This is a genomic window from Dactylosporangium thailandense (assembly GCF_059739745.1).
The window spans coordinates 26,510-43,800 of sequence record NZ_AP029195.1 but is presented as its reverse complement, the minus strand read 5'-3'; the positions used below and the strand labels follow the sequence as shown (position 1 = coordinate 43,800).

Annotated in this window: 19 protein-coding genes; 7 read left to right on the top strand and 12 right to left on the bottom strand. The window is 72.4% G+C overall.

Going from position 1 to position 17,291, the window contains the following annotated elements; all coding sequences use genetic code 11:
* The first annotated feature begins 12 nt into the window (after window positions 1-12).
* On the top strand, window positions 13-1,644 hold the full coding sequence (pruA, locus tag AC6JBM_RS00175) for an L-glutamate gamma-semialdehyde dehydrogenase (protein ID WP_497981569.1): 1,632 nt from the start codon (window positions 13-15) through the stop codon (window positions 1,642-1,644).
* Here pruA and AC6JBM_RS00170 read toward each other — a convergent pair.
* From AC6JBM_RS00170 to AC6JBM_RS00155, 4 genes are read right to left on the bottom strand one after another with little or no spacing between them, the layout of a single operon-like run.
* Window positions 1,629-1,970, bottom strand: coding sequence for a nuclear transport factor 2 family protein (locus AC6JBM_RS00170; RefSeq protein WP_497981568.1), 342 nt, complete (start codon window positions 1,968-1,970; stop codon window positions 1,629-1,631). The genes pruA and AC6JBM_RS00170 overlap by 16 nt on opposite strands.
* 5 nt (window positions 1,971-1,975) lie before the next feature.
* The gene (locus tag AC6JBM_RS00165) at window positions 1,976-2,995 is read right to left on the bottom strand and encodes a metal ABC transporter permease (protein ID WP_497981567.1); all 1,020 of its coding nucleotides are present in this window, start codon (window positions 2,993-2,995) and stop codon (window positions 1,976-1,978) included.
* Window positions 2,992-3,798 carry a metal ABC transporter ATP-binding protein gene (locus AC6JBM_RS00160; RefSeq protein ID WP_497981566.1) on the bottom strand — a complete coding sequence of 269 codons (807 nt, stop codon included), beginning with the start codon at window positions 3,796-3,798 and terminating at the stop codon, window positions 2,992-2,994. The genes AC6JBM_RS00165 and AC6JBM_RS00160 overlap by 4 nt, the downstream gene beginning before the upstream one ends.
* Window positions 3,795-4,706, bottom strand: a complete 912-nt coding sequence (locus tag AC6JBM_RS00155; protein WP_497981565.1) for a metal ABC transporter solute-binding protein, Zn/Mn family — start codon at window positions 4,704-4,706, stop codon at window positions 3,795-3,797. The genes AC6JBM_RS00160 and AC6JBM_RS00155 overlap by 4 nt, the downstream gene beginning before the upstream one ends.
* A gap of 203 nt (window positions 4,707-4,909) precedes the next feature.
* Between AC6JBM_RS00155 and AC6JBM_RS00150 the strand changes: the two genes are divergently transcribed.
* Genes AC6JBM_RS00150 through AC6JBM_RS00135 form a run of 4 tightly spaced genes read left to right on the top strand, consistent with a single transcriptional unit; the run spans window position 4,910 to window position 7,771 of the window.
* On the top strand, window positions 4,910-5,887 hold the full coding sequence (locus AC6JBM_RS00150) for an ATP-binding protein (protein ID WP_497981564.1): 978 nt from the start codon (window positions 4,910-4,912) through the stop codon (window positions 5,885-5,887).
* A 17-nt stretch (window positions 5,888-5,904) separates the two neighbouring features.
* Window positions 5,905-6,297: an SCO5389 family protein gene (locus tag AC6JBM_RS00145; RefSeq protein ID WP_497981563.1), complete on the top strand. Its 393-nt coding sequence runs from the start codon at window positions 5,905-5,907 to the stop codon at window positions 6,295-6,297.
* Window positions 6,287-7,339, top strand: coding sequence for an LLM class flavin-dependent oxidoreductase (locus AC6JBM_RS00140; RefSeq protein WP_497981562.1), 1,053 nt, complete (start codon window positions 6,287-6,289; stop codon window positions 7,337-7,339). Before AC6JBM_RS00145 ends, AC6JBM_RS00140 begins: the two co-directional genes overlap by 11 nt.
* Window positions 7,340-7,369: 30 nt before the next feature.
* Window positions 7,370-7,771, top strand: coding sequence for a Fur family transcriptional regulator (locus AC6JBM_RS00135; RefSeq protein ID WP_497981561.1), 402 nt, complete (start codon window positions 7,370-7,372; stop codon window positions 7,769-7,771).
* On the opposite strand, the gene AC6JBM_RS00130 is transcribed toward AC6JBM_RS00135, so the two are convergent.
* The 8 genes from AC6JBM_RS00130 to AC6JBM_RS00095 all read right to left on the bottom strand — a co-directional run bounded on the left by AC6JBM_RS00130 (window position 7,754) and on the right by AC6JBM_RS00095 (window position 16,001).
* A complete protein-coding gene (locus AC6JBM_RS00130) occupies window positions 7,754-9,700 on the bottom strand; it encodes a TIGR03773 family transporter-associated surface protein (RefSeq protein WP_497981560.1) in 1,947 nt (648 codons plus the stop codon). The genes AC6JBM_RS00135 and AC6JBM_RS00130 overlap by 18 nt on opposite strands.
* An 8-nt stretch (window positions 9,701-9,708) precedes the next feature.
* A complete protein-coding gene (locus AC6JBM_RS00125; RefSeq protein WP_497981559.1) occupies window positions 9,709-10,590 on the bottom strand; it encodes an anchored repeat-type ABC transporter permease subunit in 882 nt (293 codons plus the stop codon).
* Window positions 10,591-10,594: 4 nt separating this feature from the next.
* A complete protein-coding gene (locus AC6JBM_RS00120; RefSeq protein WP_497981558.1) occupies window positions 10,595-11,344 on the bottom strand; it encodes an anchored repeat-type ABC transporter ATP-binding subunit in 750 nt (249 codons plus the stop codon).
* Window positions 11,341-12,297 (bottom strand): choice-of-anchor M domain-containing protein, encoded by a 957-nt coding sequence (locus AC6JBM_RS00115; RefSeq protein WP_497981557.1) that lies wholly within the window; start codon window positions 12,295-12,297, stop codon window positions 11,341-11,343. The genes AC6JBM_RS00120 and AC6JBM_RS00115 overlap by 4 nt, the downstream gene beginning before the upstream one ends.
* 23 nt (window positions 12,298-12,320) lie before the next feature.
* Window positions 12,321-13,880 carry an anchored repeat ABC transporter, substrate-binding protein gene (locus AC6JBM_RS00110; RefSeq protein ID WP_497981556.1) on the bottom strand — a complete coding sequence of 520 codons (1,560 nt, stop codon included), beginning with the start codon at window positions 13,878-13,880 and terminating at the stop codon, window positions 12,321-12,323.
* Complete coding sequence (locus tag AC6JBM_RS00105; protein ID WP_497981555.1) at window positions 13,880-14,542, bottom strand: choice-of-anchor M domain-containing protein; 663 nt, start codon at window positions 14,540-14,542, stop codon at window positions 13,880-13,882. Before AC6JBM_RS00105 ends, AC6JBM_RS00110 begins: the two co-directional genes overlap by 1 nt.
* 9 nt (window positions 14,543-14,551) lie before the next feature.
* Window positions 14,552-15,190 carry a choice-of-anchor M domain-containing protein gene (locus AC6JBM_RS00100; RefSeq protein WP_497981554.1) on the bottom strand — a complete coding sequence of 213 codons (639 nt, stop codon included), beginning with the start codon at window positions 15,188-15,190 and terminating at the stop codon, window positions 14,552-14,554.
* Between the two features lie 178 nt (window positions 15,191-15,368).
* Window positions 15,369-16,001: a TetR/AcrR family transcriptional regulator gene (locus tag AC6JBM_RS00095; RefSeq protein WP_497981553.1), complete on the bottom strand. Its 633-nt coding sequence runs from the start codon at window positions 15,999-16,001 to the stop codon at window positions 15,369-15,371.
* Window positions 16,002-16,059: 58 nt separating this feature from the next.
* On the opposite strand from AC6JBM_RS00095, the gene AC6JBM_RS00090 reads away from it, so the two are divergent.
* Complete coding sequence (locus AC6JBM_RS00090) at window positions 16,060-16,806, top strand: hemerythrin domain-containing protein (protein WP_497981552.1); 747 nt, start codon at window positions 16,060-16,062, stop codon at window positions 16,804-16,806.
* Window positions 16,803-17,273 (top strand): nitroreductase family deazaflavin-dependent oxidoreductase, encoded by a 471-nt coding sequence (locus AC6JBM_RS00085; RefSeq protein ID WP_497981551.1) that lies wholly within the window; start codon window positions 16,803-16,805, stop codon window positions 17,271-17,273. The genes AC6JBM_RS00090 and AC6JBM_RS00085 overlap by 4 nt, the downstream gene beginning before the upstream one ends.
* Window positions 17,274-17,291 lie beyond the last annotated feature (18 nt).

Sequence of the window (17,291 nt, the reverse complement as noted above, 5' to 3'; positions counted from 1 at the left end):
CCTGGAGCCCTCATGCATGCCATCACCACCCCGCCGGCTCCCAGCAACGAGCCGAACCTGACCTACGCGCCGGGCACCCCCGAACGCCAGGCCCTCCGCACGGAGATCGAGAGGCTCGAGCAGCGGCAGAAGGACCTGCATGGCTACGTCGGCGGCCGCTGGAAGCCCGGCGGCGGTGCCGAGATCGAGGTCGTCCAGCCGCACGACCACCAGCACGTGCTCGGCACGCTGCGGAACTCGACGCAGGCCGACGCCCGCGCCGCGGTCGAGGCCGCGGCCGACGCCGCGCCGGGCTGGCGCGACATGGACTTCGACGACCGGGCCGCGATCCTGCTCAAGGCCGCCGACCTGCTGGCCGGTCCGTGGCGTCAGCGCCTCAACGCCGCGACCGTACTCGGCCAGTCGAAGACGCCGTTGCAGGCCGAGATCGACTCGGCGTGCGAGCTCATCGACTTCTGGCGCTACAACGTCCACTACGCGCGCGAGATCCTCGCCGGCCAGCCGATCGCGAACAGCCCCGGCGTGTGGAACCGCACCGACCACCGCCCCCTGGAGGGGTTCGTCTACGCGATCACGCCGTTCAACTTCACCGCGATCGCCGGAAACCTGCCCACCGCCCCGGCGCTGATGGGCAACACGGTCATCTGGAAGCCCTCGCCGACCCAGCAGCTCGCCGCGTCGCTGACGATGGAGCTGCTGGAGGAGGCCGGCCTGCCGCCGGGCGTCATCAACATGCTCCCCGGCGACGGGCTGCAGGTGAGCGAGGTGCTGCTCGCGCATCCGGACCTCGCGGGGATTCACTTCACCGGTTCGACGCCGCTGTTCCAGCACCTGTGGCGCGAGGTCGGCAACAACATCCACGCCTACCGGTCGTATCCGCGCCTGGTCGGGGAGACCGGGGGCAAGGACTTCATCGTCGCCCACCCCTCGGCCGACCCCGAGGTGCTGCGCACCGCGATGATCCGCGGCGCGTTCGAGTTCCAGGGCCAGAAGTGCTCGGCCGCCTCGCGGGCGTACGTCGCCCGGTCGGTCTGGAAGAAGATGAGGGACTCCTTCGTCTCCGAGGTCGAGTCCATCGCGGTCGGCGACCCGACCGACTTCTCGAACTTCATGGGCGCGGTCATCGACGACCGGGCGTTCGCCAAGCACACGGCGGCGATCGAGCGCGCGAAGCAGTCCCCGGCGCTCGACATCGTCGTCGGCGGGGGGCTCGACGACTCGGTGGGCTACTTCGTCGACCCGACCGTCGTCGAGGGCGGCGACCCGACCGACGAGATGTTCACGACCGAGTACTTCGGCCCGATCCTCGCCGTGCACGTCTACGAGGACGGCGACTTCGAGAAGGTCGTCCGGGGCATGGAGTCGATCGCGCCGTACGCCCTGACCGGATCCATCATCGCCCGGGACCGCCGTGCGATCGCGTGGGCGCAGCAAGAGCTCCGGTTCGCGGCCGGCAACTTCTACATCAACGACAAGCCCACCGGCGCGGTCGTCGGGCAGCAGCCGTTCGGCGGCGGTCGCGCCTCGGGCACCAACGACAAGGCCGGTGCCGCGGGCAACCTGCTCAGATGGACCAGTCCCCGGTCGATCAAGGAGACGTTCGTCCCCCCGACCGACTACCGATACCCCTACCTGGGTGCGTGAGCGGCCTGCCGGCGCCGGAACTCCCCGAACGGCAGGCGGTCGAAGATGAACCGGTTGTAGGCGATCTTTCCATCGCGGACCGTGACGCACTCGGCCGCCGGTGCGCTCTTGGCCGGGATCGTCTCGGCGTCGTACATGAGCAGCGCCGTGTTCTCGTCCCCGAACGCGGCGACCATCTCCGTGCGGATCAGGAACTGCTCGGCGAACGGCTTGAGAAACTCGCGGTAGGCCTGGATGCCGACGAGTCGCCCGGCCGGGGCGTCGAGCACGACGTCGTCCGCGATGCAGTTCCTCGGTACCGCGTTCGAGCGACCCGGCGGGCTCATGGTGCTCACGCCGACCGGCGACCGCCTACACGCGATGGCCCTGTTCCTCCACGACATCTAGCCGCTGCGGCTGCGTCCCGGCCGTTCGGCGGCACCGGCTCGCCGAGCGGCTGTTGCGGCGGCACCACCGGACCTGAGTCCTGGGCGGCCTCGCCCGGCGTCCTCGACCACCCGTGCCTGCCGCGGTAGAAGCCGACGAGCCGGCAGACGAGGTAGATGGTGAAGGAGATGGTGGTGACGTACGGGCTGATCGGGATGGTGCTGCCGAGCGCGAGCAGAATGCCGCCGACCATCGAGCCGACCGCGAAGACGACGCTGAGCAGCGTGACGAGCAGCGGCGAGGCGGTGACGCGCATGGCCGCGGCCGCCGGGGTGCACACGATGCTGAGCACCAGCAGCGCGCCGACGATCTGGACGGACATCGCCACGGTGAGGCCGAGCAGCAGCATGAAGGCCGTCGACAGGGCGGCGACCGCGACACCGCGGGCGGCCGCGAGCTCGGGGTCGGTGCTGGCGAAGCTCAGCGGGCGCCAGATCAGGGCCAGGCCGAGCAGCACGATCGCCGAGGTCGCGATCAGCCACGACAGCTGCGGCGTGTCGACCGCCACGATCTGCCCCGTCAGGAGGCCGAACTTGTTCGCGGACCGTCCTTTGTAGAGGGCGAGGAACAGCACGCCGAGGCCGAGGCCGAACGGCATCAGCACGCCGATGATCGAGTTGCGGTCCCGGGCCCGGGTGCCCAGCGCGCCGATGACCACGGCGGCCAGGATCGAGCCGAACAGGGAGCCCGCCACGACGTTCACGCCGAGCAGCAGCGCCCCCGACGCGCCGGCGAAGGACAGTTCGCTGATGCTGTGCACGGCGAAGGGCAGGTCGCGTTTCATGACGAAGGTGCTGATCAGGCCGCCGACCACGCCGAGGATCGCGCCGGCGATGAGCGAGTTGTGCACGAGGGCCAGCAGCTGCGGGTAGTCGGCGAAGTTGAAGATCTGGTCCCAGATGCCGGAGCTGGAGTTGCCGGTCATGCGATGCTCGGGGCGTGATGGGCGTCCGACGCGGTTTCGGGCAGGCCCGCCACGATGATTCGTCCTCCGGTGTGCAGCACTTCGATGGGCATGCCGTACAGCTCGCTCAGGGTGGCGGAGTTGAGCACCTGGTCGACGGAGCCGATCCGGAACTGCCCGCCGGCCAGGTAGAGCACCCGGTCGACGTACGGCAGGACCGGATTGATCTCGTGGGTGACGAAGACGACCGCGGTGTCGCTGCCGCGGCGCCGGCTGTCCACGAGGGCGGTGACGGTGCGCTGGCTGCGCATGTCGAGCGAGAGCAGCGGCTCGTCGCACAGCAGCAGCTTCGGGTCGGCGACGAGGGCCTGGGCGATGCGCACGCGCTGCTGCTCGCCGCCGGAGAGCAGGCCGATCGGCATGTCCGCGAACCGGGTCGCGCCGACCGCGGCCAGGACCTCGTCGATGCGCCGGCGACGGCCGGGGCTCGGCCGGCCGGTGCCCCACCGGTGGCCGTCGAGCCCCTGGCCGACGACGTCGCGGACGCGCAACGGCACCAGCGGGTCGATGTGCCGCTGCTGCGGCACGTATCCGACGTCGTCGCGGCGCTGCCGGGGCGGGTGGCCGGCGACCAGCAGCGCCCCGGAGTCCAGCGACCGCAGGCCGAGGATGGCGCGCAGGAGGCTGGTCTTGCCGGAGCCGTTCGCGCCTAGGACGGCCACGAACTCGCCCGCCTCGACCCGCAGGTTCAGCCCGCTCCAGAGGGTGCGCCGCCCGTAGCGCAGCGCCGCGTCACGCAGTTCCAGTGCCGTGCGGGTGGTCATGCGAGGGCGGTCTCGATCGCGGTCAGGTTGCCGTCCATCCAGCTCAGGTAGTCCTTGCCGGCGGGCAGGGTCTCGGTCACCGGCACGACGGCGACGTTGGCCGCCTTGGCCGCGTCGAGCACCTTCTCCGTCTCCGGGCCCGTGGTCTGCTCGTTGTAGGCGAGCAGCGCGACATCCTTGTGCGCGAAGAGGTCGATCGTCTCCCGCAGGACGTTCGCCGGTACGTCGGTGCCTTCCTCGATCGCCTCGCTGAACTCCTCCGGCGTCTTGTTCACCAGGCCGCACGCCTCCAGCAGGTACAGCGGCACCGGCTCGGTGACGGCCACCCCGGCACCGGTGTGGGCGGCCTTGATCGCCGCTTCGCGGGCCTGCAGCTGCTGGACCTTCTGCTTGAACGTGGCGGCGTTGGCGGTGTAGGTCGCCGCGCCCGCTGGGTCGGCCTCGCCCAGCGCGGCCGCGAGCCGGTCGGCGAGCTTCTCCACGGTCGGGAAGTCGTACCAGACGTGCTCGTTGAGCTCCCCGCCACCCTCGGCCTTCCGGCCCGAGATGTCGACGACGTTGAGCACCTTCGGGGAGCCGCCCGCGGACTTCAGCATGGTGTCGACGAAGTCGTCGTAGCCGCCGCCGTTCTCGACGACCACCTTGGCCTTCGACAGCTCCAGCTGCGTGCGGGTGTTCGCCTCGTACGAGTGCGGGTCGGCATCCGGGTTGCTGATGATCGACGTGATCGATGCCCGGTCACCGGCGATCTGCTTGACGATGTCGCCGTAGACGTTCGTCGACGCGACGACCGGGACCGCCGCCCCGCCGGCCGAGCCGGACGGCGCCGCGGCCGGCTCCCCCGACGAGGACGAACCGCACGCGGTCAGGAACATCGCCAGCGACAGGACGCCGGCTCCCCATCTCACACCTCGACGTGCCACGACGCTATGCCCACCTTCTCCAGTAATTCGTAATGAAATTCGTTTCCAAGAAGACCTTAGGCGATGGACACCGGCGCGATCAAGCCCGCGAATTCATTGCCATAAGCGCATACCCGCATGTCGGAGAAGCCGGTTGCCGTTCCGCGGTTCGGCTTGACTCCGGAAATGGAAACCGATACCAACAAGGGGTGAAAGCCGCATTCGTCGGCAAGGGTGGCAGCGGCAAGACCACCCTCGCCGCATTGTTCTGTCGTTTCCTCACGGTCAGCGCTCCGGACGAAGACGCCCCGCGCGTGCTGGCCTTCGACGCCGATATCAACCAGCACCTGGCCGTCGCGCTCGGTGCCGACCCGGACGAGGCGGCGCTGCTGCCCGCGCTCGGGGACCATCTGGGCGAGATCAAGGAGTACCTGCGCGGCGACAACCCGCGCATCCCGTCCGCCGCGGCGATGCTCAAGACCACGCCGCCCGGGCCGGGCTCGCGGATCGTCGGCGTGGCCGAGGCGAATCCGTTGTACGAACGGCTCGTGCGGCCGGTCAACGGGGTGCGCCTCGCCGTCACCGGCCCGTTCGCCGCCGACGACCTCGGCGTCGCCTGCTACCACTCGAAGGTCGGCGCGGTGGAGCTGCTGCTCAACCACATGGCCGACGGGCCCGGCGAGTACGCCGTCGTCGACATGACCGCCGGCGCCGACTCGTTCGCGTCGGGCCTGTTCACCCGCTTCGATCTCACCTTCCTCGTGTGCGAGCCGACCGTGCGCAGCGCCGGGGTCTATCGGCAGTACGTCGGCTACGCCCGCGACCACGGCGTGCGCGTCGTCGTGGTCGGCAACAAGGTTGACGACGCCGAGGACGTGGAGTTCCTACGGGCCGAGGCCGGCGACGACCTGCTGTGCTGGTTCGGCCGATCCGGCTTCGTCAAGGCCGCCGAGCGGGGCCGGCACCTCCCGATCGACGAGCTCGAGCCGGCCAACGCGCACGCCCTCGCCGAGCTCAAGGCCGCGCTCGACGCATCGACGAAGGACTGGATCCGGTACGCCGAGCAGGCCGCCGAGTTCCACACCCGCAACGCGCTCGCGTGGGGCAACGACCGCGCCGGCACCGACCTGACCGACCAGATCGCACCCGGCTTCACCCTGGCACCGGCGACCGTCGCCGCGCGCTGAGAACCGAGGAGGAGCACATGTCGCTCAACGTCCCCACCGCCCTGCTGGAACGCGCCGAGGCCGGCCCGATCGACGACGCCGAGTTCGTCGCGTGCGTGCGGGAGTCGCTCCCGTACGCCTGGACGGTCATCAGCGGTGTCGTCGCCGATCTGCACACCGAGGGAGGCGGCTTCGCCGACCACAGCGTCCCGCCGCCGAGCGAGGCCGAGCGCGGCCAGCTCCTGCGCGCCCTCGCCAGCGACGCCATCCGGGGCGGCCTCGAGCGGCACTTCGGCGTGACCCTGGCCTTCCAGAACTGCCACCGCGTCGCGGCGTTCACGCCGTCGGCGGTCGGCGGCGATCGCTACCGCGCGTTCGTCTCGCCGCGCGGGCAGCTGCTCAACCAGTCGCCGGAACTGCGTGACTGCTGAACCGCACCGCGGCGCCGGGCCGGCCGAACCCGGCCCGGCGCCGCGGATCGACCTGTTCCTGCTCGCCGGCCTGTTCCCGGGCCGCACCCACGCCGACGCGCTCGCCGCCGCCGTCGACTACACGATGGCGGCCGAGCGGGCCGGCTTCGACGGCGTCTGGCTGGCCGAGCATCACTTCAGCGCCTACGGGACGTGCCCGTCGGCGGTGACCCTCGCCGGGCATCTGCTCGGGCGCACGGCCCGGCTGCGCGTCGGCACCGCGGCGGCCATCCTGCCCACCCGGCATCCGGTCGCCCTGGCCGAGGAGACCGCCCTGCTCGACGCCGTCTCCGGCGGCCGCTTCGACCTCGGCGTCGCCCGCGGCGGCCCGTGGGTGGACCTGGAGGTCTTCGGCACCGGCCTGGGCCGCTACGGCCACGACGGGTTCGCCGCCGCGCTCGACCTGCTCCTGGCCGGCCTGTCCGTCGCCGCCACCATCACCGGCGACGGGGACCGGTTCCCGTTCCGCGAGGTCCCGATGGTCCCGATCGCCGCGCGCCGGCCACCGGTGTGGGTGGCGGCCACCGGGCCCTCGACCGCCGAGCTGGCCGCGGCCCGGGGCCTGCCGCTCCTGCTCGGCATGCACGACGCCGACAACGCCAAAACCGGGATGCTGCACCGGTACCGCGCACACAGCGCCGGGACTCCCCCGCCCGCCCACGCCTCGACGCACCTGGCCTTCGTCGCCGACACCGTCGAGGAGGCCGAGACGGTGCTGCGCCGCACGATGCCCGCCTGGCTCGCCACCGCCGGCGGATCGCCGCGCCTCGACGCAACCGCACCGCCGCGCCGCGATGTCGCCGCCTACCTGGAGCACCTGCTCGCGATCCACCCGGTCGGGCCGCCGGAACGGTGCGTGCGACGGCTGGCCGCGACGATCGGCGCCACCGGGGTGCGGCGGGTGCTGCTCATGGTCGAGGGCGCCGGCGAGCCCGCCCGGACCCTCGCCAACATCGAGCGGCTCGGCCGCGAGGTCCTGCCGCCGCTGCGCCGCCTTCGCTGATCCCGCGTCACGACATATGCTGGGATTGCCATGAGTGACATCATCAGCGGCGCGACCCGCAACACCCGGCAACGCGTCGAGGTCCTCGCCCTGCTGGACGAGATCGCGGACTTCCGCACGCCGCAGCAGCTGCACGCACTGCTGCGCGAGCGCGGCGCCCAGGTCGGCCTGACCACGGTCTACCGCACGCTGCAGCTGCTGCAGGACGCCGGCGAGGTCGACGCGACCCGGCTGCCGGGCGGCGAGCAGCTGTTCCGCCGCTGCGGCGCCAGCCACCACCATCACCTCGTCTGCCGCTCCTGCAACGCCACCGTCGAGGTCCGCGGCCCGGCCGTGGAGCGCTGGACCGAACGCATCGCGGCCGAGCACGGCTTCACCGAGATCGGGCACACCCTGGAGATCTTCGGCACCTGCTCACGCTGCGGCCGCTGACCGGCGCGTGGAGGCGAGCATCACCAGCGCCACGCCGGCGGCCAGCATGGACAGTCCGCCGTAGAGCGGCCCCCGCAGCGACACGCCGGTGGTCGGCAACCGGCCGCCGGAGCCGCACCCGGTCGTGGTGGTCTTCTTCGGCAGCAGGGCCCTGGGATCCGTGTTGCCGACCGCGAACGTGACCACCTGCGTGGCGCTCGACTGCTTGCCGGACGCCAGCGTCGCGGTCTGGGTGAAGGTGAGCCGGTAGGCGCCGGCCGCGGTGAACACCCAGTTGCCGTGGGCGTGGGTGCCCAGCGGGACGGCGTAGCTGTCGGGCAGGCCGTCCCTGCTGTTGAAGATGACCTTCGGCTGGCCGAACGAGTCGTACTCGAAGACGGACAGGGCGCCGGGGCCGTTCACGCCCGTGAGCTTCCAGGTGACCGGGCCGGTGACCTGGGCGGTGGTGATCTCCTCGGTGTTCCAGCCGGCCCACAGCACGCCCTGCTGCTGGGTCTGCGGGATCTGCCAGATCGGGGTGTCCGCCGGGCCGATGAAGCCGAACGGTCCGCTGGGCACCTTGGCGGCGGCCCGGTCGGTCAGGTGGAACACGACGTCCGCGGGGCTGCGCCAGACCGTCGAGCCGGCCTTCGTGCCGTCCTTGATCTGCGACACCAGCTCCCCGTTGACGACGCGGGCGGCGTAGTCGACGTGGCCCTGGTCGAGCACGACCCCGCCGGTGGTGGTGCTCGTCGTCGGCACGCAGGTCGTGCGGGTCGGGGCCGGGGTCGCGGCGCCGGTCGTGGTCGTGGGGACCGCGGTCGTCGTGTCCTCGGTCGGCGGCGGCGTGGTGCCGGGCGGGCTCGTCGAAGGCGAGCGGGTCGCGCTCGGCGACGCGGATGTGCTCGGCGACGCGGATGTGCTCGGTGACGGGCCGGAGCCGGGGGCGATCGTGAGCGGCCGGGCGGGTGTCGTCGCCGGGGCGTAGTGGTTGTCGAACCGCGGGATGAAGCGGGCCGTCAGCGTGTGGTCGCCCGCGGCGAGGGCGGAGGTGACGAGGGTCGCGGTGCCGTCGGCGACGTCGGCGGTGCCGAGCGGGGTGGTGCCGTCGAGGAACTCCGCCCAGCCGTTCGCGGCCGGCGGGGTGACCTGCGTGGTGAGCGTGAGCGGATCACCGGCCCGGGCGGCGTCCGGGGCGGCGGTGAGGGCCGCCGTGGTGGTGATCGGGACCAGGTCGGTCGCGGCGACGCCGCCGACGTACCAGGTGTAGTCGACCGGGCCGGAGTGCACCCTGTCGCCGCCGGGGATGGTGGCGGTGGCCTCGAAGGTCAGGGTGTACCAGCCCAGGGCGGTGAACGACCAGTTGGTGTGCACGTGGACGCCGGTCTGCAGCGTCTTGGTGGTGTACGCGGGATCGGCCGCCGAGAAGATCCGGGCCGGGGTGCCGTCCGGGTTGAACGAGAACACCTCGAGGGTGCCCGGCCCGCTGACCCCCCGCAGGTGCAGGTCGACCGTGTCCCCCGCGAACGTGCCGGGCGCGATCGACTCGGTGTCGAAGCCCGGCCAGATCACGGCCGGGTTCTGCGTTTCCGGGGCCAGCCACACCGGGGTGCCGGGCGGGCCGAGAAAGGCGTAGGCGGGGTCGTCGGGCACCTGGGCCTGCGTGTCGGGGGTGTCGCGGAGCTGGAACACGATCCGGGCCGGGTCCTCGTACTCGAACGGCTCGTAGCCGACGCGGGTCTGCAGCCGCATCTGCCCGTCGCTCCACCGCACGTCCAGCGCGTCGGTGTGCACGTCGTTGAGCACCCGGCGCTGCCCGCTGACCGGCGGGCCGGCCGCGGCCGCGGGCGTGGTGAGCGCCCACAGGCCGGCGAACACCAGGGCGGCCACGGTGGCGCCGGCGGCGATGACCCGGCGTGGCGTGGGATGGCGCAGCAGCGCGCGTCGCATCAGGAACCTCATTTCTCGCATCGATCGGTGGTGTGCGGCCGTGGTGCCCGGCGCCGGGCGAGGAGGCCGCGGCGAGGTGCGAGGAACCATGCCGCCAGGAAGGCCGCGGTGAGGACGAGCACGATGGTGCCGCCGGTGGGCAGGTCCCAGGACCAGGAGACGTACAGGCCGGCGAGCGCGCAGCCGGCGCCGACGGCGGGGGCGATGGCCATCATGCGGCCGAGCCGGTCGGTCAGCAGCCGGGCGGTGGCCGCCGGGGTGACCAGCAGCGCCAGGACGAGGATGTTGCCGATGGTCTGGACGCTGATGACGACGGCCAGCGTGACGATGACGTAGAGGACGAGGTCGAGCCAGAACACGCGCACGCCCATCGCGCGGGCACTCTCCCGGTCCAGGGAGATCGTGACGAACTCCTTGTGGAACAGCAACAGCACGGCCAGGACGGCGGTTGCGGTGCCCGCCACGACGTACAGGTCCGAGGTGGGGATGCCGGTGATCGAGCCGAACAGGAACTGCTGCAACGAACCGGCGTAGCCCGGTGCCTGGGAGATGATGACGATGCCCACGGCGAACGTCGCGACGAACAGCACGCCGATGAGCGTGTCCTCGCGCAGGCGCCGGTTCTGGGCGAAGACCGCGACCAGGATCGCCGTGAGGACGCCGGCGATCGAGCCGCCGAGGACCAGGTTGCCGGAGACGACGAAGGCCACGGCCAGGCCCGGGAAGACCGCGTGGGAGACGGCGTCGCCGATGAACGCCATGCCGCGCAGCACGACGTAGCAGCCCACCACGCCGCAGACGACCGAGGACATGACGGCGACGGCCAGCGCCTTGGGCAGGAACGCCAGGTCCGGGTTGAGCAGATCGGTGAGGAACTCGACGGGGTTCACGCGCTCAGACCGCCTTCAGGATGCGCAGCAGCGCGCTGTTCTCGGAGACGTCGAAGGTGCGCATCCACGCCGCCGGGTCGGCCGCCAGCACCGCCGGGGTTCCGGTGGCGACGACGGTACGGTTGAGCAGGGCGACGCGGTCGCAGGTGTACAGCGCCCCCGCCAGGTCATGGGTGGTCATGAGCACGGCGCGGCCCTCCCGGGCCAGGTCGGTGAACAGCTCGGCGAGCAGTTCCTGGGTCGGCATGTCGAGCCCGGTGAAGGGCTCGTCGAGCAGCAGGACCGCCGGCCGCAGGGCGAGGGCCCGGGCGACCAGGATCCGCTGGCGCTGGCCGCCGGAGAGCTGTTCGATCGGCCGGTCGGCCAGGCCCGTCAGCCGGACCCGGTCCAGCGCGTCGGCGACGGCCCGCCAGGCGGACTCGCCCGGGCGGCGCAGCAGGCCGAGGCGGCCGGTCAGCCCGGTCATGACGGCATCGGCGACCGAGATCGGAAACTGCCACGCGAATTCGTGGCGCTGGGGCACGTACCCGATCCGGGCCCGCCCGGCCCGCACGTCCGCGCCGTCGAGCGTCACCCGCCCGGCGGCCGGCCGGACGAGGCCGAGCACCGTGCGCAGCAACGTCGTCTTCCCGGCCCCGTTCGGGCCGAGCAGGCCGACCAGCTCGCCGCGCGCCACGCTCAGGTCGACGGCCGTCAGGACCCGGCGGCGGCTCAGGTCGACGTCCAGGCCGGCCACGGCCAGACCCGCGCTCATCGGCCGGCTCCGGCTCGGGCGGCGAAGACCCGGCGCCGGGCCCGCCGGGACCGGGCCGCGACCGCGACGCCGGCGACCAGGACGGCGACCAGGCCGGCGACCAGGACGACGGCGATGACGACCAACGGCCACGGGCTCGGTGCCGCGTCGGACGTGCCCGGCGGCGGGGCCGATGTGGCGGGAGCCGCCGATCCGGACCAGGTCGCGGCGAGGGCGTCGGCGGCCGGTGTCGCGGTCCCGACGGCGAAGCGGATCAGCTGGGTGTCGCTCACCGTGGTGCCGTCGCGGAGCTGGGCCTTGGCCTCCAGCCGCAGCAGGTACGCGCCGGGCTTGGTGAACACCCAGTTCGCGTGCGTGTGCGTGTTCACGTCCACCCACACCGGCTGCGGCTCGGCCTTGCGCGAGTCCCACAGGACCTGCGGCTTGCCGAAGTCGCCCGAGTGCAGGTAGACGGTGACGATGCCCGGCCCCCGCACGCCGGTCAGCGACAGCGTGACGCCGCGGTCGACGCGCTGCATCACCTGCGGGTCCTGCGTGTTCCAGCCGACCCAGACGACGTCGGGGTTCTGCGTCTGCGGGACGACCCACACCGGCGTCGCGGCCTCGGCGCCGATGAAGGCGTAGGCGGGGTCGGCGGGGGCCGGCAGTCTCGCCGCGTCGGCCACCTGCAGCACGGTCTCGTCGGGGTGGCGCCACACGCTGGCCGCGCCGGGGTCGGCCTTGCGGGCGTCGTCGTGGATGAGGAACCGCCAGCGCCCGTTGTCGAACCGTGGTCCCATGTCGACGTGGCCGGTCCGCAGGACCCGTTCGCCGTGGACGATCTGCTGGTCCGGATCGAGGCTCTGGCTCAGCTGCGGATCGTCCGAGGGGCTCGCCCACGCCGCGGGCGGGCTGACGCCCACCGCCAGGGCCGCGGCGAGCACGGCGACGATCGTGCGGTACCGATGCTGCATCGTCTTTTCCAAGTGTCGGGGGCTCATGAGCCCAGGCAGGTCAGCAGCGAGTCGGCGTTGAACCGCATCATCTGCACGTAGGTCCGCACGGGTCCCGCGAAGGTGTCGCCGTAGATCGGGCACACCCGGACGCCCTGTTCCGCGGCGACCTGGGTGAGCGTGGACGAGCGGGCCCTGAGGTTCGGCTCGAGGAAGACCGCCCGCACCCGCAGCTGCCGGATGGTCTCGGTGAGCTTGCGGCGGTCGGCCAGCGACGGCTCGGCGGACGGGTTGGGCGTGACGAACCCGGCGACCGTGACGCCGTAGGCGGCGGCGAGGTAGCCGAAGGCGTCGTGGGTGGTGACGAGGTACCGGTTCGCCTTCGGAATGGCCGCGATGGTCCGGCGCACGTAGTCGTCGGTGGCCTGCAGCTCGGCCAGGTACCGCTCGGCGTTGGCCCGGTAGGCGGGCGCTCCGGCGGGGTCGCGGCCGATGAGGGTGTCGCGGATGAGCTTCACGTAGGCGATGCCGTTGCGGATGTTCTGCCACAGGTGCGGGTCGATCTCGCCGTGGACGTGCTTGCCGAGCACGGCCTGCGGCAGCTGGTACACCGGCGTCCCGGGCCGGCCCAGGAAGCGGAACTGCGGGCCGGGCGGGACCTCGGCGAGCGCCTTGCCCGGCACGTCGACGACGACCTGGTCGGCGGTGTACCACCGCTGCGCCTGTTCCCCGCCGCCGGTCGGGTCGTGGAGCACCCCGAGCCGGCCCGTGTCCACGTCCACGGTCAGGTCGGCGTGGCCCGCGTCCAGGACGGTCGCACCGGGGACGCCGGCGCCCGCCGGGTTGACGCCGACCGCGAACGTGTAGGTGGCCTCCCCCAGCGGCACGGTCGGGCCGGCGTCCGCGACCCGAAGCCGCGCCTGGAGCGTGAGCCGGTAGACGCCCGGTGTCGTGAACGCCCACGACAAATGGGTGTGCGCGTCCGCGGGCAGGGTCGCGGTGTCGTCGCGGAATCCGTCGGAGGAGTCGAAGTACACGTCGGTGTCGCCGAAGGTCCCGGTGAGGTAGGCGTAGAGCCGGCCGGGGCCGGTGAGCGCGGTCGCGGTGACGAGCACGTCGGAGGCCCGGGTCGCGCCGAGCCCGGCGCCGTCGCCGCGGACCCGCAGGCCGAGCCAGACGGTGTCGAGGTTGGCGTGCTCGACCAGCGGGATGAGCTCCGCGGCGTACTTCACCGACTCCTCGGCGAGCGACACGCTGGTCGCGCCGGGGCGCAGGTCGGCGTCGAGGGTCTTGATGACGTTGTGCTCCTCCAGCAGCGCGTAGTTGCTGAAGGCGACGTCGGCGTAGACGACGTTGCGGGCGTCGCGCAGGGTCGGCTCGTAGGTGTGCGGGTCACCGCCGTCGGGCACGAGCGACACGACGTCGGCCCGGTCGCCGCCGACCTGCCGGACCAGGTCGCGCAGCAGCCCGGTCGTGGTCACCACCCGCAGCCGGTCGCTGTGCGCCCGCAGGACCGGCTTGCCCGCGCAGCCGGCCAGCAGCGTGACGACGACGGCGAGCACCGCCGCGCGGCGGACGCGGGCCCGCCGCCCGGCGGTGCGCATCAGCCGACCTGGAAGGTGTAGGCGACGTTGCCGGAGGTGGCGCCGGCGCCGTTCTGGGCCGTGGCCTTGAACGTGATCGTGTAGGTGCCGGCCTGGGAGAACGCCCAGTTGCCGTGGCCGTGCACGGCGGCGCCGATGCCGCCCGGCCACACCGGCACGCCGCAGCCGGCCGCGGTGTTGCTGTTGAGCCGGAACGTCGGCACCACGGACAGGCCGCTCGTCGCCGTCGTGTACAGCGTGAACCGGCCACCGGCCGGGCTGGACACGACGCTGACGAGCTCGAGCTTGACCGGGCCCTGCGCGGCGGCGACGTCGCCGGTGTCCCAGCCCGCGTAGAGCTTGCCGGCGTCATACGCCTGCGGTGCCACGTACATGGTCGATCCGGCCGGGCCGAGGCACGACCACGCCGCGCCCGACGGCACCGTCGTCGTCCACGACGGCAGCACCCGCAGGACGGTGGCGGCCGGGTCCAGGTCGTCGGTCACCGGGCTGAGCGGCGCGTTGGTCTTGATGTTCAGCGACAGCGCGCCGCCCTCGTAGTCGACGTCGAGGACGTCGACGTGGCCGGTGGTGATCGTCGCGGCGGAGGCGGGACCGGCCGCCAGCGTCACCGCCGCCACGGCGCCGACGGTCGCGGCGGTGAGCAGCGCAAGGATTCTCATCGGGGTCCCCTACTTCTTCTTGACGCAGAAGGTGATCCACACGGCCGGCGACGTCACGGTCGCGCCGGTGGCGGCGAGCTTGGCGGTCGCGTCGACCTTGATGCGGTACGTGCCGTCCCGCTCGAACGCCCAGTTGCTGTGCACGTGGGCGCCGGCGAGCAGGGTGACGTTGTCGGGCAGGCCGTCCTCGCTGTCGACCAGCTTGTTCGGCGAGCCGTCGGGGCCGAACGTGAACAGGCTGACACCGTCGGGGCCGACGACCTGCCTGAAGCGGATCGTCACCGCGTCGTTGCGGAACACGCCCGGCTCGATGTCCTCAGTGGACAGACCCGGCCAGAGCAGGCGCTCGTCCTGGGTCTCCGGCAGCAGGTACACCGTCGAGCCCGGCGAGCCCAGGAAGCCGAACGCCGGGTCGCTCGGCACCTGCGTCGCGGACTCCTTCTTGGCCACCAGCACCACGCGCGCCGGGTCGAGCTCGGCGCCGGGCTCGGTGCGCTCGTCGTGGATCACGATCTGCAGGTGGCCGTCCTCGTAGCCGACATCGACCGCGTCGACGTGGCCCTCCGAGATGACCGTCACCGGCGACGCCTGCGCCGGCGCGGCCACGGCGACCGCCGCTATCGTCGCGGCCGTTGCGAATGCCGCCATCCGCAACCCTGATCGCGTACGCATACACAAGCTCCCATCCTCAGCAGCACCACGCGGCGCTAGTTGAAGATGGTATTCATGTTCAATAAGACGTCAAGGCGTCGATACGTGATATCTCCATGCCTTCATACGTTCCGGCCGCGGCGCCCCCGACGCCGGACACGGGCCGTGGCGGGAGTCATCGAAAGAGCAGGCGGTCCATGGCGTCCATGAGCCAGTCGGCGCAGTCGGTCAGCGACCATCCCCGGCCGAGCAGGAACGCGTCCGCCGCCTGCGGACCGAGGGCCGCCCAGTAGATGTCCGTGGCCCGCTCGACCGTCAGCCCCGGCCGCAGCAGGTGCGAGCAGGACTCGATGATGATTCCCGCGTCGCGGTGGCGGCGGCGCTCGTACTCCTCCCACGCCGCGGCGATCTCGGGATCACCGGGCGCCGCTTCGCGGAACGAGCGCAGGATCGGCCCGGCCGCCGGCAGCCAGTCCAGCGTGATCCCGCGCAGCAGGCGGAGCTTCTCGTCCTTGTCGCGCGCGTTGAGCATCCGCTGGAACCGGTCCTGCGTGAGCAGCGGCACGTCGTCGCCGCCGCCGCCGGCGATGCTTCGGTCGACCGCCGCGAGCAGCAGCGCGGCCTTGCCGCCGTGCGCGAAGACGGTCTGCGCCGAGACACCCGCGTGCGCCGCGATGGCCTTCATCGTCGTCTCGGCGTATCCGAGCCGGGTGAAGCACTCCGCGGCGGCGGCGATCACGGCGTTTCGAGTCCGCCCGGCCTGCTGCGCGCGGATCTTCGACTGGTATGTCCGCTTTCCTTCGACCACTTATTGACTTTATCAGAACTCAATTCATAGTATCCTGACTCAAGCGAAAGGAGGGATCATGACAGCCGTGATCCGCCCGGACGGCGCCCTCGACGTCGAGCAGCTCGTCCTTCCCGGCCAGACGGCCGCACCCGCCGGGCCCGTCGACCCCGCGGGCATGTACCTGATGCACCACGCGTTCCGGCGCGACCTCGCCCTCTTCACCGCGGCCGCGGCCGCCACCCCGGCCGGGGACCAGGCGTGCTGGAAACGGCTCCAGCGCCGGTGGGCACTGTTCGCGGGTGTGCTGCACAAGCACCACCACGGCGAGGACGCCGGGCTCTGGCCGCTGCTGCTGGAGCGCACGGCCGGTGGCGAGGACGCCGCCGTGCTGCACGCGATGGCCGCCGAGCACGAGCACATCGATCCGCTGCTGCGGGCCTGCGGCGCCGGGTTCTCCGGGCTGGCCGCCGGGACCGCCGGCGCCGCCGACACGCGCGAGGCGCTCGCCGGGCACGTCACCGAGCTGCGCGACCGGCTCTTGGCCCACCTCGCCCACGAGGAGCGTGACGCGATGGCGCTCGTCCAGGCCTACCTCACACAGCACGACTGGGAGCGGCTCGACAAGGAGCACTTCACGCCGGACTACCGCCCGCGCGAGGTTCCCGCGGCGCTCGCCTGGGTGATGTACGGCCTCCCGCCGCACGCCGTGCGCCGGATCCCCGGCGGTCCAGTCCTGCGCGCCGTCGGAGGGCTCCTCGTCCGGCGGTTCGCCCGCGCCGAACGCCGCACCTTCCGCTACGCCGCACCGGCGGCCGGCGCATGAGCACGGACACCCGCGCCGGCCGCCGGGACCGCCTGTTCACCCAGGTGAGCAGGAACGTGGCCCGGATGCACATCGCCCTGTTCCGCCGCACCAACGGCCGCATCGGGCACCGCTTCCGCGGCTGTGACGTGCTGCTGCTGACGGCCCGCGGCCGGCGCTCGGGTCAGCTCTTCACCGTGCCGATGCTGTACCTGCGCGACGGCACCGACTACATCGTGGCCGCCTCCAACGGCGGCATCGACCGGGAACCGCAGTGGTGGCTGAACCTGCTCGCCGACCCGGACGCCGTGGTCGAGACCCGCGGCGAGCGGCTCAGGGTGACCGCGTCGGAGGTGCGGGACGAGCAGCGCGACGCCCTGTGGGCGCGGCTCGTCGCGTCCCTCGCCGCGTACGAGGGCTATCAGGCCAAGGTACGCCGCCGGATCGCCGTCGTCCGGCTGCGCCCGCACGCGGCGGACGCCGTGTGACAGGGCCTCGGGCGACGG

Bases quoted from the DNA above. Each gene is read 5' to 3' on its own strand.
- AC6JBM_RS00120 (WP_497981558.1), bottom strand. From the start codon at position 11,344: ATGAGCGCGGGTCTGGCCGTGGCCGGCCTGGACGTCGACCTGAGCCGC.
- pruA (WP_497981569.1), top strand. From the start codon at position 13: ATGCATGCCATCACCACCCCGCCGGCTCCCAGCAACGAGCCGAACCTG.
- AC6JBM_RS00130 (WP_497981560.1), bottom strand. From the start codon at position 9,700: ATGCGACGCGCGCTGCTGCGCCATCCCACGCCACGCCGGGTCATCGCC.
- AC6JBM_RS00115 (WP_497981557.1), bottom strand. From the start codon at position 12,297: ATGCAGCATCGGTACCGCACGATCGTCGCCGTGCTCGCCGCGGCCCTG.
- AC6JBM_RS00105 (WP_497981555.1), bottom strand. From the start codon at position 14,542: ATGAGAATCCTTGCGCTGCTCACCGCCGCGACCGTCGGCGCCGTGGCG.
- AC6JBM_RS00085 (WP_497981551.1), top strand. From the start codon at position 16,803: ATGAGCACGGACACCCGCGCCGGCCGCCGGGACCGCCTGTTCACCCAG.
- AC6JBM_RS00100 (WP_497981554.1), bottom strand. From the start codon at position 15,190: ATGGCGGCATTCGCAACGGCCGCGACGATAGCGGCGGTCGCCGTGGCC.
- AC6JBM_RS00160 (WP_497981566.1), bottom strand. From the start codon at position 3,798: ATGACCACCCGCACGGCACTGGAACTGCGTGACGCGGCGCTGCGCTAC.
- AC6JBM_RS00135 (WP_497981561.1), top strand. From the start codon at position 7,370: ATGAGTGACATCATCAGCGGCGCGACCCGCAACACCCGGCAACGCGTC.
- AC6JBM_RS00090 (WP_497981552.1), top strand. From the start codon at position 16,060: ATGACAGCCGTGATCCGCCCGGACGGCGCCCTCGACGTCGAGCAGCTC.
- AC6JBM_RS00170 (WP_497981568.1), bottom strand. From the start codon at position 1,970: ATGAGCCCGCCGGGTCGCTCGAACGCGGTACCGAGGAACTGCATCGCG.
- AC6JBM_RS00110 (WP_497981556.1), bottom strand. From the start codon at position 13,880: ATGCGCACCGCCGGGCGGCGGGCCCGCGTCCGCCGCGCGGCGGTGCTC.
- AC6JBM_RS00165 (WP_497981567.1), bottom strand. From the start codon at position 2,995: ATGACCGGCAACTCCAGCTCCGGCATCTGGGACCAGATCTTCAACTTC.
- AC6JBM_RS00145 (WP_497981563.1), top strand. From the start codon at position 5,905: ATGTCGCTCAACGTCCCCACCGCCCTGCTGGAACGCGCCGAGGCCGGC.